The organism is Desulfurococcus sp., assembly GCF_038881575.1.
Classification (GTDB): Archaea; Thermoproteota; Thermoprotei_A; order Sulfolobales; family Desulfurococcaceae; genus Desulfurococcus.
Map to the genome: position 1 here is coordinate 165,269 of NZ_JAVZPN010000003.1, position 15,532 is coordinate 180,800.

General features: G+C 42.8%; 17 protein-coding genes. 7 read left to right on the forward strand and 10 right to left on the reverse strand.

Going from position 1 to position 15,532, the window contains the following annotated elements:
• Positions 1 to 2: 2 nt before the first annotated feature.
• The gene (locus QXV08_RS04370; protein WP_342786406.1) at positions 3 to 1,295 is read left to right on the forward strand and encodes a glutamine synthetase family protein; all 1,293 of its coding nucleotides are present in this window, start codon (positions 3 to 5) and stop codon (positions 1,293 to 1,295) included.
• A 15-nt stretch (positions 1,296 to 1,310) separates the two neighbouring features.
• Here QXV08_RS04370 and QXV08_RS04375 read toward each other — a convergent pair whose 3' ends face one another.
• Entirely contained in the window at positions 1,311 to 2,438 is a 1,128-nt protein-coding gene (locus tag QXV08_RS04375) for an NAD(P)/FAD-dependent oxidoreductase (protein WP_342786407.1), read from the reverse strand.
• Positions 2,438 to 2,806, reverse strand: a complete 369-nt coding sequence (speD, locus tag QXV08_RS04380; RefSeq protein ID WP_342786408.1) for an adenosylmethionine decarboxylase — start codon at positions 2,804 to 2,806, stop codon at positions 2,438 to 2,440. The genes QXV08_RS04375 and speD overlap by 1 nt, the downstream gene beginning before the upstream one ends.
• 475 nt (positions 2,807 to 3,281) lie before the next feature.
• On the opposite strand from speD, the gene QXV08_RS04385 reads away from it, so the two are divergent.
• Positions 3,282 to 3,518, forward strand: a complete 237-nt coding sequence (locus QXV08_RS04385; protein WP_342788174.1) for a hypothetical protein — start codon at positions 3,282 to 3,284, stop codon at positions 3,516 to 3,518.
• Here QXV08_RS04385 and QXV08_RS04390 read toward each other — a convergent pair.
• From QXV08_RS04390 to sufC, 3 genes are read right to left on the reverse strand one after another with little or no spacing between them, the layout of a single operon-like run.
• Positions 3,505 to 4,518 (reverse strand): SufD family Fe-S cluster assembly protein, encoded by a 1,014-nt coding sequence (locus tag QXV08_RS04390; RefSeq protein ID WP_342786410.1) that lies wholly within the window; start codon positions 4,516 to 4,518, stop codon positions 3,505 to 3,507. The two genes, QXV08_RS04385 and QXV08_RS04390, sit on opposite strands and share 14 nt — an antisense overlap.
• Complete coding sequence (gene sufB, locus QXV08_RS04395; protein WP_342786411.1) at positions 4,518 to 5,924, reverse strand: Fe-S cluster assembly protein SufB; 1,407 nt, start codon at positions 5,922 to 5,924, stop codon at positions 4,518 to 4,520. The genes QXV08_RS04390 and sufB overlap by 1 nt, the downstream gene beginning before the upstream one ends.
• A 6-nt stretch (positions 5,925 to 5,930) precedes the next feature.
• A complete protein-coding gene (gene sufC, locus QXV08_RS04400) occupies positions 5,931 to 6,665 on the reverse strand; it encodes a Fe-S cluster assembly ATPase SufC (RefSeq protein WP_342786412.1) in 735 nt (244 codons plus the stop codon).
• Positions 6,666 to 6,830: 165 nt separating this feature from the next.
• Between sufC and arcC the strand changes: the two genes are divergently transcribed.
• The 3 genes from arcC to QXV08_RS04415 all read left to right on the forward strand — a co-directional run bounded on the left by arcC (position 6,831) and on the right by QXV08_RS04415 (position 10,311).
• Positions 6,831 to 7,802: a carbamate kinase gene (gene arcC / locus QXV08_RS04405; RefSeq protein WP_342786413.1), complete on the forward strand. Its 972-nt coding sequence runs from the start codon at positions 6,831 to 6,833 to the stop codon at positions 7,800 to 7,802.
• A gap of 163 nt (positions 7,803 to 7,965) precedes the next feature.
• Positions 7,966 to 8,820 (forward strand): DMT family transporter, encoded by an 855-nt coding sequence (locus tag QXV08_RS04410; protein ID WP_342786414.1) that lies wholly within the window; start codon positions 7,966 to 7,968, stop codon positions 8,818 to 8,820.
• A gap of 96 nt (positions 8,821 to 8,916) precedes the next feature.
• Positions 8,917 to 10,311 carry an amidohydrolase family protein gene (locus tag QXV08_RS04415; RefSeq protein WP_342786415.1) on the forward strand — a complete coding sequence of 465 codons (1,395 nt, stop codon included), beginning with the start codon at positions 8,917 to 8,919 and terminating at the stop codon, positions 10,309 to 10,311.
• Positions 10,312 to 10,331: 20 nt separating this feature from the next.
• Here the strand turns inward: QXV08_RS04415 and QXV08_RS04420 are convergent, their stop codons facing one another.
• Genes QXV08_RS04420 through QXV08_RS04430 form a run of 3 tightly spaced genes read right to left on the reverse strand, consistent with a single transcriptional unit; the run spans position 10,332 to position 12,474 of the window.
• Positions 10,332 to 10,739: a Trm112 family protein gene (locus QXV08_RS04420; RefSeq protein ID WP_342786464.1), complete on the reverse strand. Its 408-nt coding sequence runs from the start codon at positions 10,737 to 10,739 to the stop codon at positions 10,332 to 10,334.
• On the reverse strand, positions 10,739 to 12,115 hold the full coding sequence (glmM, locus tag QXV08_RS04425) for a phosphoglucosamine mutase (RefSeq protein WP_342786416.1): 1,377 nt from the start codon (positions 12,113 to 12,115) through the stop codon (positions 10,739 to 10,741). The genes QXV08_RS04420 and glmM overlap by 1 nt, the downstream gene beginning before the upstream one ends.
• Positions 12,112 to 12,474, reverse strand: coding sequence for a hypothetical protein (locus QXV08_RS04430; protein ID WP_342786417.1), 363 nt, complete (start codon positions 12,472 to 12,474; stop codon positions 12,112 to 12,114). The genes glmM and QXV08_RS04430 overlap by 4 nt, the downstream gene beginning before the upstream one ends.
• Before the next feature lie 80 nt (positions 12,475 to 12,554).
• Between QXV08_RS04430 and QXV08_RS04435 the strand changes: the two genes are divergently transcribed.
• Positions 12,555 to 12,884 carry a hypothetical protein gene (locus QXV08_RS04435; protein ID WP_342786418.1) on the forward strand — a complete coding sequence of 110 codons (330 nt, stop codon included), beginning with the start codon at positions 12,555 to 12,557 and terminating at the stop codon, positions 12,882 to 12,884.
• 36 nt (positions 12,885 to 12,920) lie between these two features.
• Here the strand turns inward: QXV08_RS04435 and QXV08_RS04440 are convergent, their stop codons facing one another.
• Together QXV08_RS04440 and rnhB are read right to left on the reverse strand one after the other, a co-directional pair.
• Entirely contained in the window at positions 12,921 to 14,081 is a 1,161-nt protein-coding gene (locus QXV08_RS04440; RefSeq protein ID WP_342786419.1) for a TGS domain-containing protein, read from the reverse strand.
• A complete protein-coding gene (gene rnhB / locus QXV08_RS04445; protein ID WP_342786420.1) occupies positions 14,047 to 14,811 on the reverse strand; it encodes a ribonuclease HII in 765 nt (254 codons plus the stop codon). The genes QXV08_RS04440 and rnhB overlap by 35 nt, the downstream gene beginning before the upstream one ends.
• Positions 14,812 to 15,130: 319 nt before the next feature.
• On the opposite strand from rnhB, the gene QXV08_RS04450 reads away from it, so the two are divergent.
• Positions 15,131 to 15,529: a DUF2153 domain-containing protein gene (locus QXV08_RS04450; protein ID WP_342786421.1), complete on the forward strand. Its 399-nt coding sequence runs from the start codon at positions 15,131 to 15,133 to the stop codon at positions 15,527 to 15,529.
• The last annotated feature ends 3 nt before the right edge of the window (positions 15,530 to 15,532 follow it).

A 15,532-nucleotide genomic window follows, 5' to 3' on the forward strand; every position in this document is an offset into this window, starting at 1 on the left:
ATATGTATAAGACCACACTCCATATACTATTCACTGACGTTACCGGGGCCCACCGTAGGGTATCGATATCAATAAGTGGCAAGCCTGAGATTCTTGAGGGAATCATGGTTGGTGTCGATGGCTCAAGCATACCCGGGTATAGCTCAATAGAGAAGAGCGATCTCTATGTTAAGCCGGCTTCATCGAAGATAATTGATTTATCAAGGTTTAACAAGGGGTATTGGGTACCTGGGAAAATAGTAATGCATGATGGGAGAGAGCATCCATGGGATCCCAGGTTGATCGCTGACAAACTCACTGATGAGCTTCATAACGAAGGTTATATATCCAGGGTTGGCTGCGAGCTAGAATTCTATGTTGTGGAGAATATAGAGTATAGGCTTGGAAGGGAAAAACAATACTTGCTAGTCAGAAATATTAGCAGGAACAGTATCGAAAAGCTTGGGAGAAGCTATTACGCCTTAAACGTGTCTCTAACTATGGAGGAGCCTTTCACGGAGTTAATTAACGTGCTTAATGGTGACGCTGTTACACTATCGAAGATTCACAGGGAGAATGGTTTTTCAAACCAGTACGAGATATCTCTAGCCCCCAGTAGCCTTGTTGGCTTAGGGGATGATATACTGCTGGCTATAGCTTCAATCAGGGAAGTATTGCGTTCATATGGATTAACTAGTGTTTTCCTACCCAAGCCATTTATGGATGACTACGGTAGCGGGCTCCATATACATGTTAGCCTGTGGAGTGGCGATAGGGACCTCTTCTTTGATGGAGGCGAGTTAAGTAATATTGGGAGATACTTTATCGGGGGTATACTAGAACATGCGGAGAGCCTTACCGCGTTTACCAACCCATCAACTAATAGTTATAGAAGACTTATAGAGGGATTTGAGGCACCTGTATATGTGTCATGGGGTATAGGCAACCGCTCCACTATGGTAAGGATACCTCTTAATGGCGGGAGGATTGAAATAAGAACACCTGATGCCTCTATGAATCCCTACCTAGGTTTATCAGCTATAATATTAGCCGGACTCGACGGGGTAAAGAGGAAAATAGATCCAGGAGACCCACTCAACTATAATGTATATGAGAAACGGGAGGGAAAACTAAGGAGGCTTCCAAGGAGTCTAGAGGAGGCTGTTGAATACCTTATCAGCGATAATGAGTACTTGAGGCCCATATTCCCGAGGGACTTGCTGGAATACTATGCGGAGATTAAACTCAGGGAGGCCAGGAGGATTCGCAGCATCCCGGGTATTGTGGATTATATCACCTTGGAACACCTTGCCTAGGTTGGGAACACTTGTTTACGAATTTCTATGTATTCCATGATCTCTTAGAGGACTAGCTAGGAAGGGGAGTAAGCCGCCCAGTATTAGTGGTATGGTTTTAAATATAAGCACATAGTGCTTATCGTAGTCGCTTGGCATGAAGAACCCTATCTTATTTAAACCTGTTATGAAGGGTACTGGTATTTTCATCGATATCTTTCTAAGTATGCTTAAAGCTTGATGCTCCAGAAGTAATTTATGAACAGCACTATGGTAAATTCCCTTATAACTACTAAGACTATTGTTATCTATGGCTTCGCCCAGGTATTTTGATAATTTAAAAATATAGTGGAGTCCACCCCCCGTATATGGTTTAGTCAATGGGACACTATCCCCGTGGAACACTATTCTACCAGCATAGACCGGATCCAGTAGTGGCTTGTCCCTTGGTATTATCCCACCGAATTTCTCGATCACTTCTCCTCGTTTTACCCCGTAGACAGTGGTTATACGCTTAAGTGCTTTCTCAATTATTTCTACGCGGGGTTCATCGAATCCCCCTCCTATTATAGCTGTATCTTTATCCAATGGTATAATCCATGAGAAAAAGCCAGGTGTGAATTCCGAATAGCTTATATATATAGTATCAACATCAATATTTTCAACCCTAGACAAGTACTGGATTCCAATAATAAATCCAGGATAGGGATTTACGAAAAAACGTCTAAACCTCCCACCAGTTCCCTCGGCTACAAGTATTATATTACACTGGTATTCAACACTTCCAATAGATATGGTATTGATTCCTACCGGTTTAGCTGTGGAAGCATAAAGTATTCTATGTCCCTTTCCCTCGACGAGTGAGGCAAGCTTCTCTTCTAGCAGTGGTCTGTTAATGTGGAATACGAATTTATCCCTGTAGGATACCTCGTATACTCGGTTAAAAGCGTGGAATAATATTGTATTATAGGATGCATCAGTAATATCGCCCACATAACTCCTCATTAACCTGAGTGTCTCAATCCCTATTAGCCCGCTACAATGCTTAGGGATCCCGGGTTGCCTATGTTCCTCGAAAACAACTACATCCCTGCTCCCAATAAAAACAAGAGGGCTCAACCCAGCTGGGCCAGCACCAATTACGCATACATCTGTTTCAATCATTAATTATCCTCGTAGTCCCTACTCGCCACTCTCAATGTATGCCTTTTGGCTTTTAAAGCGTGAACAATATACTTGTATGCTTTAACCGGGTCGCCTTTATTGCCACAAGTATATACATCTACTGTGGCAAAAGCGAATTCGGGCCACGTATGAATACTTATATGGCTCTCCAACACTATGCCAACGACGCTTACACCAGGGTTGATCTTCCACGCCTTTACATCAAGTAATGTGAAACCACCTATTTCAGCTGCCTTCCTAACTATTTCTACTAAATCTTCCTCATTCATTAAAATCCCTGGGTCGCACTCGTAGAGCTCGCCGTAAACATGCTTCCCTATGACTTTCTTAATGGTAAGCGCTTCCATATCAACCCCCTCCCCTTCAATAATAAATCCCCCTCTCCCTATTTATAAATTTTACCCCCTTACCAAGCCGAGCTAGTTTAAAAGGAAGAGGTTTAATTCAATAATAAATCAGCTTACCACTACTAGATCACAGAATAGGTTCATTGAGGGGATAGGCGAAAATCCGCATCATGTTGAACAAGGTTGGTGAGGTAAAAAAAGTGTGATTGAAACAAGAGATTTAACAAGCAGGATGTTACTTCTTTTGTTCAGGTTTTTGCTCCTGTTTCTTCTCTTCCTTCTTACCCTTCTTGGACATGCAGATCCCCTGTAGAGGGCTCGATTAGGTAGTATCAATAAGGATGCTTATAAATATTTTAATGTTGAAATTGTTTGTATTATTTATGCTGTGGGCAGCATCTCATAAAATACATTAGATAACTATCGTTGCAGCTGAAGGTAGTTCTTAATAGGGTCGAAAGGAGTTAGAAGAATAATGGTGGTTACAGTGGTTTTACAACTCGACCTCACCAAGGCTGGTGGATGTAGTGATAATCCATTGTCGAGGTTGATATCCATCATAAAGGAAAACATAGATGAGGTGGAGGTTACCACAACACCCGAGATAATACCCCAGGGTTTGGCACAACTACTTGGCAATAGATATGGTTATAAAGTAAGTGTTAAAACCGTTGAGAATAATAGAATAATATATGTTTTCAAGAAGAGCTGATATTGCTTAAAATAATTTCTCTCGCAGTTCTACTCAGTCCTCTTGTTAGGAAGCCGTGTACCAGTAACATGGCCGCCTCCTCTGGTCTCAGCCCTCTTGTCTCGAGATAGAATAATTTATCCATGGTTAACAAATAATTCCTAGCGTAATGTCTGGCCTCCACTATATTATTGGAATGTATATCTAGGAATGGATGCATGTATACTGTACTCTCAGCATCATTAATCAATGACTCAATGCCATACACTATTCTAGAGCCAGATGCCCTCCTGGAGACTACGCCTCTGCCACGTAGAACAGCTATAGAGCCCCCCTCCAGTCTAGATCTTATATATGACTCCACGCTTGCACTAGGATTATCTATATATGAGTAATCTTCTACCTCTACACGTGATCCCTGTGTAGAGTTAACCAGTATAGTCTTCCCCATTGATGAGCCAGCACCCTGAATGGATTCCACTCTGGCTTGTAGTATAGAGCCAGTGTTGAATAATGCTACGAGGGCTAGCCTGCTTGCATCCCCTTGCTCAACCATGATTTCGCTGAGATCCATCGCCCTCCTACCTGATTTATGAATCAAGAGTACCTCGTGATCAACTCCTTTAACCACAGTTACTTTTATACCCATGATTCTATGTGCGGGATTCTCCGGTATTCTTAGAATCGTGAGACCTGAACCCTCTAAGATCAGCTCTATATACCCTACAGCTATCACGTCATCCTCAGAGTCCTCTACATTTACATCAAATACTCCACCAGTGCTTCGAACCCTGTAGAAGCCCTGGGACACTGTGATTACCGGGATTGATTTAAACCCTATGTTACCACTTGGTGGAAGCGGATCAATAAATACATCGGTGCTCAAGTCTTTAATTAATATGTTAGTGACAGGGGCTTCCCTGTTTAATGCTCTCCGAACAAGTTCTTCAAGCGGGGATTTATCAATGTATTTTTTAATGGTTGGTGAGTCCCCCACCCCTCTTGCAGCCGTCTTAGCCATTATCCAACCCCTCCGATCTCCTTGAATTCTAACTGTATAACCTTCGTCAACATCGATACATACTCGAATGGTAGCTTCGGAAAAATGTCCCTAACAAATCCGAGTACTATGAGCGAGACGGCTTCCTTCTCGCTTAGACCCCTAGAAGCCATGTAGAATAACTGATCCTCAGTTATCCTGAACGTAGTTGCTTCATGAGCGACTTCAGCATCCTTCTCCATAATGTGTTCTATCGGATATGTACTACTAGAGCTCTTATCGTCGAGTATAAGGCTGTCGCATTGCGTATAGCTCTTTACATTGAGGGCTCCCTTGTTCACCTGTACTAGTCCTCTATATATATTTATTCCCCCATTACTGCTAATACTCTTGGATATTATCCTGCTACTAGTATAGGGTGCGGCATGAATAATCTTCGACCCGGTGTCCTTAACCACATTACCATTACTTATACCTATCACGGTGCTCGTCGTCTTCGAGCCCCTCCCCTTTAATATCGTAGACGGATATGTCACGGTTATTTTACTACCTATGCTTCCCTCAACCCATTCTATAATGGCTCCATCCTCCGCAATACCTCTCTTATTATTGAAATTCACTATGTTCCTGCTCCAGTTCTGAACCGTTACAAAGTTTATCCTGGATCCCTTATGAGCATAGAGCTCAACCATACCATCATGGAAGCTATGCCTCTTCAGTCTTGGCGCGCTACAACCCTCAATGAATGTTATCTCGCTCCCCTCATCGCCAACTACAATTGTGTGCTCGAACTGCCCCTCTAGCTCGCTTCCAATGAAGAAAAATGCTTCAACCGGGTAGGGTACTTTAACGCCTCTCGGGACATAGACGAATACTCCACCACTCCAGAGGGCATGATGCAGCGCGGCAAACTTGTGGTCTGTGTACGGGAATACCCTACCAAAGTATTTCTTAACGATGTCTGGGTATTTCTGGACTGCCTCCTCCATAGGAAGCATTATTACCCCGAGCTCCTTGAGTAAGTCCTTCATTACAGTATATATGTTTTCACTATCGAGTACGGTTGAAAGCCCAGCCAGGTACTTGGCGTACGTCTCAGGTAATCCAAGCCTCTCGTATATTCTACGGATCTCGCTGGGTAGTTCATCGAAATTGCTTACTGTTGAAGCTACTGGTTTAACATAGTATGAAGCTATCTCATCGAGGTCTATGCTCTCAATCCAAGGAAGCCATCTAGGCGAAGGGAGTTTTTCAAATGCCTCCAGTGCCTTAAGCCTATAAAGCCTCATCCATTCTGGTTCTTTTTTCACTCTTGAGATCTCCTCTACAATACTTCTAGATAGTCTGCCCTTGATCTCTATTTCCTTTCTGTATTCAACAGGCTCGATCTCACGGTGTTCAAGACCCTTAGATAGCTCGATAGCCATACTACTTTACCTCAACCAGTTGTATCCCTCCCTAGCTATTTTATCAGCTATTTCTAACCCGCCCTCCGCAACTATCCTCCCATCCAGCATGACATAGATGATGCTGGGTTCAACGTAACTTAGTAGGGTAGGGTTATGTGTTACAAGTAGTACCCCGCCATTAGAGTATGCTACCTCCTTAATGTAGTCAGCAATTATTCGAACTCCGTCGACATCGAGGCCGCTATCGGGCTCGTCGAGGATCAAGTACTTCGGCCTTAGAACCCTGGCTTGAAGTATCTCGCTTCTTTTTCTCTCACCACCACTGAAACCAATGTTTAAATCCCTAGCGATTAGCTCGTCTTTCAACCCAATAAGCTTTGCCTCCCCGAGTATCCTTTCGGGTAATCCTGGCACGTGCTCTAATAGGTCGTTTTTACCCAGCCTCTTATTTACTGCACTCCTTATTAATGATTCAAGCGATACACCTGGGAGCTCAATTGGGTTTTGAAACACGAGAAATAGGCCGGCTAGGGCTCTCTCGTGTGTAGGCTTAAATGTATAATCTAAGCCATCTATTAATATACTCCCTTTAAGGATCCTATAGTATGGATGCCCCATTATCGCGTATACCAGGGATGTTTTGCCACTACCATTAGGGCCCATGAGGGCGGTGATGTTTCCTGTTTCCACCTTAATGCTTACATCGTTAATGACTATTTTATTGTTTACCTCGACCACTAAGTTCAATGTCTCGAGCATTTCCAACCCCTGTTATTAGTTTTATGTTTCAAGGCCTTAAAAATTAGTGGGATATATTGATTTTAATAAATAAATTTTATAATGTTGTTGTCCCACCAACTGTCAAGATTTAAAACGCTTCCTACGAAACTAATATTAATTATATCGTTGGAGAGTGAGATCTATATGAAGAAAGGATTGGATACAATAGTAATAGCGTTAGGAGGAAACGCATTCCAGACCAAAGGAGACAGAGGCGTGGCCGAGGACTATTGGAGAAATGCCTATACTGCCGCAGAACTTATAGCGAGACTCATCGAGGAAAACTATAGTGTCGTAGTGACGCATGGCAATGGTCCACAAGTAGGTATAATCGCGGAATGGATGAGCCTAGGATTAAAGGAGAAGAACATACCACCGATGCCCCTTGATGTAGCCGGCGCCATGAGTCAGGGATGGCTTGGCTACATGCTACAGCAGGCCTTATATAATAAGCTAGTAGAGAAGAAGCTACTTGGCTCCAAGGTAAGGGGAGTATTAACCATTATCACACAGACGCTTGTAGATAGGAATGATCCAGCCTTCAATGATCCAACAAAGTACATAGGTCCATGGTATAGCAAGGAGGAAGCTGAAAAATTATCGAGAGAACTTGGCTGGGTATTTAAACCAGATCCACGCGGCGGATATAGGAGGGTTGTGCCGTCCCCAGATCCCATGGGCCAGATTGAGATAGATGCCATTAAGATGCTAGTTGAACAGGGATTCATCGTGATAGCTGATGGAGGCGGGGGAATACCTGTATACAGGGATGAAAACAGCTTATTGCATGGATTAGAGGCTGTGATAGATAAGGATCTTGGCGCGGAGAGAATGGCCTCAGCGTTGAGGGCAGATGTATTATTAATATTAACAGATGTCGAGAAAGCATTTCTAAACTATGGAACACCGAGTGCTAAACCCCTTGACGTGGTGAAGGTTAGCGAGGCATTAAAATACTATAGGGAAGGACACTTCAAGCCAGGGAGCATGGGTCCAAAAATACTTGCCGGGATAAGATTCGTCCAAAACGGGGGTAAGATGGCTGTAATAGCTCATTTGAAGCAGGCTTATGAAGCGTTAAAGGGGAATGCTGGTACGAGAATAATACCTGACTAATCATGTCCATAGTTGGTTTTAAAGAACCATATCCTTTTTCTCCTATCTCTTATTCTACCTACTTGATTAATACTTTAAATTAAATGCGTTTCATATCCTGTAATTTATTATGTGAAAATACGATGTCTCTTAATCAACTTAGAGCAGACTTACAGGTGTCTCCATGAATAAGAGAGTTACTGGCGTGGTATCGTTGGTGGTTACAACTATACTTTGGGGTTCATCCTTCTCATTCATTAAGTTATCGGTAACAGACGTATCTCCTTTAACTTACGCATCTCTCAGATCATTTATCGCAGTAATATTGTTGACACCGATTATATTATTGAGGATGTATAGGGGAGTACTATCCATTAACAGCCTATATAAGGGGTTCATCGTGGGCATAACGTATTTCCTTGGCTTATTTCTTCAAGCAGCTGGAACAGTATATACAACACCGTCTCTCAGCGCCTTCATAACCGGGCTTAACTCTGTACATGTCCACCTATATGTTGCACTCGTTGAAAGGAATTATGGTTTAATAGATGGTATAGCCCTTCTTTTAGCGCTCTCCGGCCTATATGTGTTAACCTCTCCCAGCGGTGGGTTAACCATAGGTGTACTCCTTATTTTCATGGGGTCTATTGCCTGGGCAGCCCAGATAATCCTGGTTTCCCGCTATGGATCCTCTAGTATAATAGAGATATTGTATGGCATGTTCTTACCGGGCGCGCTCACATATCCCTTTGCATTAATTCTCGGAGGAGCTGTAGGCATTGAGGCTTTGATTTATATAACTTATCTCGCCGTAGCCTGCTCGGTTCTGGCAACTTTTTTCCAGGTATGGGGTCAGAGATATGTTTCCCCTCTAACAGCTGCACTAATATTCCTGCTTGAACCAGTTTTTGCTCTACTCTTCTCGCTGGCGATAGGGTTGGAGGAAATTGAACCATATAAAGTAATCGGGGGAGGACTAATAGTAATAGCCACCTACCTCTCATCTATGGCCGAGTTATCCTCTAATAGGTCAAAATAAAGAGGGATATCCCTAAGTATAGCTATTCCGATGTTTCGACTTAAATTTATTTACTTAGCTAAGGTAATATTAAATCAAAGAAGTGGAGGGTATTCCTTGAGGGAAAAAGTTGACGTACTGGTGTCAAATGTTCTAGTTGTAACAATGAATAATGAGCGACGTATCATAGACCATGGATACATCGCTATTAGAGGTGATCGAATAGTTGATGTTGGAGCAGGAGATGGAACCGATAAGTATATCGGTGAGGAAACAATAAATAGTCGTGGCATGATAGCCATACCTGGGTTAATGTGTGCACACACCCACTTCTACGGACTCCTTTTGACGGGGAGTCCATGGTTCTCTAAGATAGAGCCTCCCACGGATTTCCAGCAGAACCTCCAGAGAATATGGTGGGCCCTAGATGTCGAGTTAACGTATGAAGATGCCTATGCTTCAGCCCTCATGGGTTCAATATTGTTCGCTAAGTCGGGTGTGACTAATTTCTTCGATAACATTAGTAGTCCAAACGCGATCAACGGGGTCTTAGACTATATTGAGAAAGGGGTTAGTGAAGTCGGGATAAGAGGGATAATATCCTATGAAGCAACGCAGAGGAGAAGCATAGAGGAAGGGATCAAGGGGTTAAAGGAGAATGAGAGATTCATTATGAAAAATAATAGTGATCCCAGCAAGCTGGTGAAGGGAGCTGTTTATCTTCATGCAAGCTTCACCGTTACCGATGAATTATTTAGAATGGCCCGCGAAATAGCGGATAAGCATAGAGCCTTAATAGCAATACACACAGCCGAGGGATTAGTAGATGTCTACCATAATATAGAGAGGTACGGGGTAAGGCCAGTTGAGAGAATGAAGAAGCTTGGATTCCTCAGAGACGACGTCCACCTGGTGCACTCTGTTAACGTCACGGAGGACGAGCTCTACATTATAAAGGAGACAGGGGCGCATGTAGCTCACAACCCCTTAAGCAATATGTTGAACGCTGTCGGAGTAGCCAGGGTACCTGAAATGCTTAGGCTGGGGATAAATGTTGGAATAGGTAATGATGGCTATGTCTTTGATCAATTCGAGAACATGAGGGCAACATACCTCATCCATAAACTATGGAACAGGGATCCTAGGATACTCACACCTCTCCAGGTATTCGAGATGTCAACCATAAACGTAGCGAAAATGTTTCACGTAGAAAAAGAATTAGGGAGTATAGAGAAGGGGAGGAAAGCCGATATAGTATTATTAAGACCTGAGACGCCTTCAACACCGGTTAACTCACAGACTGTTCTAGGGCATATAATTAATGCTTTCAGCAGTAAAGACGTTGACACCGTGATAGTTAATGGTAGAATAATATTGAGGAACCATAGGCTAACCAGGGTTGATGAGGAAAAAACAGTAGAATACGTTCACAGGGTTGTAGAGCGTTTATGGGATCGACTAATGGAGAGAGGTAAATACCAATTAGACTATGTATGCCCTAGGCAGAAATGAGTTTTAACCAAAAGACCTTTTTACTTATTTACTTCTTCCCTATTCATTTCTAAGTTTACTGGTTTACCATGTTTCAATATGTGTTCAGGTATCTTGTCCATGTGGAGCTTTAGGAATTCTTTATCGCTTGAAAGGTTTCTCCTATTGTCTGTCAGCATGTAGACTATCCCGTTTTTAACAGGGTACCATCTTCCACAGCTGGTACAATATAGTACTGCTGTCTTAATACCTATCCTGAGGCATTCCTGGCAAGGGTAAACCTTGTTCCTATCTATTTTCTCCTTGAGGTATCCACAGTAATCCTTGCACACTGGTACCTCAATATTTTCTGTGTTTATTTCTTGGGTCTCGGATTCTATCACTGTGATCTCTAATGGGTGGTGTTTGCAGTGCACGCATACTAGGACATCTAGCCCCCAATACCTCATCACTTACCTACCACCTCCCTTATTATTGAATCAATTGATGATGATATCTCATTTAATCGTTCAATATCCTTAGCCTCGATCATTACTCGGAGCAATGGTTCAGTACCGCTTGGCCGCACCAGTAACCAGTAATCGGATGAGATGACTTTTACACCATCGATCGTTATCAACCGTTTATCCTTAAACGCTTCTTTAACTAGTTCAACCACTCTTAAAGCCTTCTCACGATCCATCCTATACTTCTTTTTCAAGGTATAATACTTTGGCAGCTTATCGAATAATTGTGATGCTGATGCATTGTACCTAGCCATCATCTCGAGAAATAATGCAGTTGTCATCCCTCCATCACGTACATATTGGTGTGGTGGATACATGAATCCACCGTTCTCCTCGAATCCACATAAGGCATCATCATTCCTTCTCATAGTGTGAGCTATATCGACACTACCCACTTTAAGCCAGGTAACCTCTATGTTGAGGGGTTTCAAAACCTCCTCCACCATTATGCTGGATGATACAGCGGTATAGACCTTCCCACTTAATCCCTTCTCCTCTTTCAGATATTTAGCTAGAAGCGTTGCTGTTCGATCTCCCCAGTTGACAATGCCTTTTTCATCTATTATTATAGCTCTATCGGCATCAGCGTCATGTGCGATACCGAGTGCGACTCCTAACTCCCTTGTTACCTTTGCTGTTTCAGCCAGGTTTTCAACCGTTGGCTCAGGGTTTCTCCCAGGGAATAAGGGATCTAGTGTTCCATTAATTACAATTGGTTTTACACCTAGTTCCTTAACTATTAGCGGCGTTGTTAATGCGCCAACACTATTAGCTGGATCTATGAGTACCCTATAGTTCTTGGCTCTAATAAGGTCCTTGTCTATATGGCTTAACACAGCTTTCACGTATTCCTCGTTAACCATCTTATACTTCTCTACACTATATGGTAGATTACTCCAGTTAACCCTCCTGAAGTTGCTTTCCCAATATATCTCTTCTATCTTTCTCTCTTCATCCCTATCGATCTCGATTCCGTGGGGGCCGATCACCTTTATCCCGTTATATTCAGGAGGGTTATGGCTAGCTGTAATCATGACTCCTCCATCAAAGCCATTAGATTTGACAACGTATTGAAGGGCTGGGGTGGGAGTGAATCCAGCATCATATACCTTTACACCTGTTGACATTAGTGCTGCTGAAACAATGCCCTTAATTATCTCGCCCCCAGCCCTTGAATCCATTCCAATAAGTACCCTGGAGCCTTTATCAAAGTAGGAGCCTATTGCTAGCCCGAGTCTCAGTATAAATTCCGGGTTTAAGTCTTCGTTTACAACTCCCCTGACTCCATCGGTTCCGAAAAGTCTCCGGGGATCGCTCATTCATTTAACCCCTCTATATATTCCTCTAAGAGAGATAATAACTCGGCACTACCCTCTCTTAACTTAAAGATAGTTATAAGTTTTCTCGACTCAGCCCATTTCTTAACTAGGAGGGCACACTCGTTTAAACGGCTTAATGCCTCATCCACGGCTTCCTCCACGTCCTCCCCGCTTGCTGATATCTCATCAAAAACCTCTCTCAATTCATTCGTGAAACCTATAGATGTATAGATTTTCCCGGTGTCTAGTTTTATCTCAAGGTATACTGGGAGCTCCTCGTCAAAGACGCGAATTACGTTATCGTAAACAACTGGTGTGAAACCATACCTCTTAAGAAACTCGGCAAGATCATTTATCATGGTAAACCCCTATAGTTAAACTAGCCCTATTATAAACTGTATTCCTTGAAATATAAAAACCTGGTTTCTACATCTACTCCATGAGGATCCTGGCAATGATAGTTTTATCCATTGAGAAGCCATGTAAGCCGGTAGTTGAATTCGTGGAGGATGCAATTGCAAGAGGTGATAAGATAATAGTAACTGATAGGGAGAGCATTAAACTCCTCCGTGAAGCAGGTGTTTTAAAGAGGTGGAGGGGTATTGAACTAATAGTGTTGAATAAACGATGCCCCGAGGAGGATTCTCTAAGGCTGATAACCCTGTATACCCCGGTGGAGGCGTTTATATGTGATCAGAGGGGCTCTCTTAATGTGTTATCGACACTGCTTACCAGGCTCAACATACCTCTTAGGGAATGCGATGTCTAATGAGTGATGATCTCCAGCTCTCGAATTAAGGATTAGCTAGCCGCGGATATGTATTTCCACGATATCCCCGTCCTCGACGATGTGTTCAAGGCCTACTTTTTCACCAGGGTATTTAACAGATTTACCCCATATCCTCGCGTAGAGAAAGTTCTTCACAAAGTCCCTATGTATGCTTTCAGCGACATCGCGTATAGTAGCGCCTTTTCGAAGTACAAGCGGCTTCTCGGATGGAGGTGTATTAGGCGACTTCGTGTATATCCGGATTAGTTCAAGCTGGTTGAATAATGCTTCACCTATTTTGTCAAGGCCCAGCCCGGTCATAGCGGAGCCGTATAATATAGGTAGATTACATGAACTCGTGAAAGCCTTTATAACGGTATCGATGTCTTTCACCAGGTCGGCTTTATTAATATATACTATAGCAGGCTTATAGGCTGTATTCTCGAATAATGCCTGTTCCACATCATCTAATGTGACTTCCCCATATATTTTTACATGTGCATTATATATCCTGTACTCCTCGAGTAGCTTACGTACATCATCAAGTGTTGCATTGAGTAATCTCCCCATCAACGTAAACCTTAACCCATGTTTTCCACTCCTGAATACCTCGATAACTACTCTACCGGCTGGCTTTGAAAGTATTATACCGTACTCCCTAAGTATTTCCTTAACCTCGTTGAATTCAGCCCTGGGATCCATTGTTGCATCCAGGATTATTAGAAGGCCATCGGCGTTTCTAGCGAGGCCGATAACCCTATTCGTGAAAATACTGTCCCTGCTTAATGGAGGGGTGTCAATTAATTGTATGTATATATCCCTATATTTAAGCATGCCTGGTACCGGATACGTAGTGGAGTAAGGGTAGTCAGCAATAATGGTTCTAGCCCCGGTTAACCTATTAACCAGCATGCTTTTACCAGTGTTAGGAGGACCCACAACAACCACTTGGACATCCCCCTCCTTCTCGATGAAGAATGAGACGCCTCTACCGGTCTTCCTTTTCTTTTTCTCCTCAATCTCTTCCCTGAGTTCAGCAAGTCTTCTAGTCGCCCAAAGTCTTAGTTTCTCCGTGCCCTTATGCTTGGGCACACTGGATAAGAAGTCCTCTAGCGCCTTTATCTTTTCCTCTGGTGTTTTAGCCTCCATTACCTTTAGCCATTTAGCCTTTGCTTCCGCTGGTAGATTGGTTACCATAGGTTACTCCCCTTCTAATATAGTCTAGTAAGGATTTCTCCTTTTTACCATGCTTCACCTGTTTACTAACGTACCAGCTGGGGGCTAGATCCCTCACTATGCCCCAGCTTCTCCTGATGTATACAGGGGGTTCACCATCTCTATACATATTAGCAAGCCATCTCCTAGAGACTGGATCGCCAGGGTACCCGGAGCCCGTTTCACCCGCTATTACTTGTAGCGCCTTAATATTGCTGTCCCTGAGTATTTTCGCTACTACGCTTGCAGCAGAAACAGCCGGGTATTTTGCGTCTGCCTTGGATTCAATGAATATTTCTACATTACCCTTGTACAGTCCTCTAGCACACTCCCCTATTTTATCATTGTAGCCCTTCACTTCATCAATATATATCCTTACCTCGGCACCCTGGTGTTGTCTTAGGATATGGCTGTAAGATAGATACTTAAGGATACTACATATCGCGGTGTATTCAAGTATATTCATGTTACTTCTGTCTATGTGGATAGGGCTTACATATGTTGCAACAATATCTATGTCCAGCGAGAGCATGTTATTTAATATTGTAAGCCTCTTCAAGGGTTCGAGGAGCTTGCTATCTCTTAATCCTATAGAAACCAGTGATTCAAACGTGCTACTTAAACCAATTACACCAGCTATCACCATGTCTCCTATAAATGGTCCTCTTCCGGCTTCATCAACACCTATTTCTATAGTCACAGGCTTACCCACTACTCCTTCCCATTATCTGCTGTATCCTCTTCAAGAGATTTTAATTATACCCCATTCTCTTAATATTTTAATTAATCCCTCAGATTGAGTGCCCCCAGTAGAATTACATCGATTTCATAATTCATCGACACAGGGATCGCGGGCAGAAACATTAGCATGTGGCTTTCTGTACCAGTTTATGTCTTTCTATGTCTTTAAGGGCTATGAGGTAAAAGTATTAATGAATAATTAAACCTGTTTTGCATTATCTGCTTGATTATATGGAATAGTAAAGTATAAAGTAGCATTAATACCTTGAAAATGATAAGGGTGAATTGGAATGGATGGATTTTTCAGTAACTTAGAGTCATGGGTGAAAAGGCAGAGCATGGTAAAAGAGATGTTTGAGAAGGCTGAGCAGAATTATAAGGAGCTGGATAGACTGGCGTTGATCACTCTTTCAAGGCTAGCTTTCCAACACATGGGGAAGACTATTGAGGCGTTCGACCAGTGGTTAAAAGATCCCATGATAACCAGCCATATGCCTAGGGAGATGCTGGTTGAACTATGGTCTAAGCTAAGGGTTATACTCTACGAGTTAATAGAGCTAGATATCGAGCACACCAGCAAGTTCAGTGAGCATCTAAGAAAACTAGCGGAGGAAAACGCGCTGAATCCATTATTTGCATTCGAGAAAGAGGAAAAAGAAACTAGGAGAGGTGTTTCTCCAACCATATAATGT

Excerpts from the sequence above, each read along its gene's own strand:
- arcC (WP_342786413.1), top strand. The coding sequence starts at position 6,831 with ATGAAGAAAGGATTGGATACAATAGTAATAGCGTTAGGAGGAAACGCA.
- sufC (WP_342786412.1), bottom strand. The coding sequence starts at position 6,665 with ATGCTCGAGACATTGAACTTAGTGGTCGAGGTAAACAATAAAATAGTC.
- glmM (WP_342786416.1), bottom strand. The coding sequence starts at position 12,115 with ATGAGCGATCCCCGGAGACTTTTCGGAACCGATGGAGTCAGGGGAGTT.
- QXV08_RS04390 (WP_342786410.1), bottom strand. The coding sequence starts at position 4,518 with ATGGCTAAGACGGCTGCAAGAGGGGTGGGGGACTCACCAACCATTAAA.
- QXV08_RS04420 (WP_342786464.1), bottom strand. The coding sequence starts at position 10,739 with ATGAGGTATTGGGGGCTAGATGTCCTAGTATGCGTGCACTGCAAACAC.
- QXV08_RS04435 (WP_342786418.1), top strand. The coding sequence starts at position 12,555 with ATGAGGATCCTGGCAATGATAGTTTTATCCATTGAGAAGCCATGTAAG.
- QXV08_RS04370 (WP_342786406.1), top strand. The coding sequence starts at position 3 with ATGTATAAGACCACACTCCATATACTATTCACTGACGTTACCGGGGCC.
- speD (WP_342786408.1), bottom strand. The coding sequence starts at position 2,806 with ATGGAAGCGCTTACCATTAAGAAAGTCATAGGGAAGCATGTTTACGGC.
- sufB (WP_342786411.1), bottom strand. The coding sequence starts at position 5,924 with ATGGCTATCGAGCTATCTAAGGGTCTTGAACACCGTGAGATCGAGCCT.
- QXV08_RS04450 (WP_342786421.1), top strand. The coding sequence starts at position 15,131 with ATGGATGGATTTTTCAGTAACTTAGAGTCATGGGTGAAAAGGCAGAGC.
- QXV08_RS04375 (WP_342786407.1), bottom strand. The coding sequence starts at position 2,438 with ATGATTGAAACAGATGTATGCGTAATTGGTGCTGGCCCAGCTGGGTTG.
- QXV08_RS04440 (WP_342786419.1), bottom strand. The coding sequence starts at position 14,081 with ATGGTAACCAATCTACCAGCGGAAGCAAAGGCTAAATGGCTAAAGGTA.
- QXV08_RS04430 (WP_342786417.1), bottom strand. The coding sequence starts at position 12,474 with ATGATAAATGATCTTGCCGAGTTTCTTAAGAGGTATGGTTTCACACCA.
- QXV08_RS04410 (WP_342786414.1), top strand. The coding sequence starts at position 7,966 with ATGAATAAGAGAGTTACTGGCGTGGTATCGTTGGTGGTTACAACTATA.
- QXV08_RS04385 (WP_342788174.1), top strand. The coding sequence starts at position 3,282 with ATGGTGGTTACAGTGGTTTTACAACTCGACCTCACCAAGGCTGGTGGA.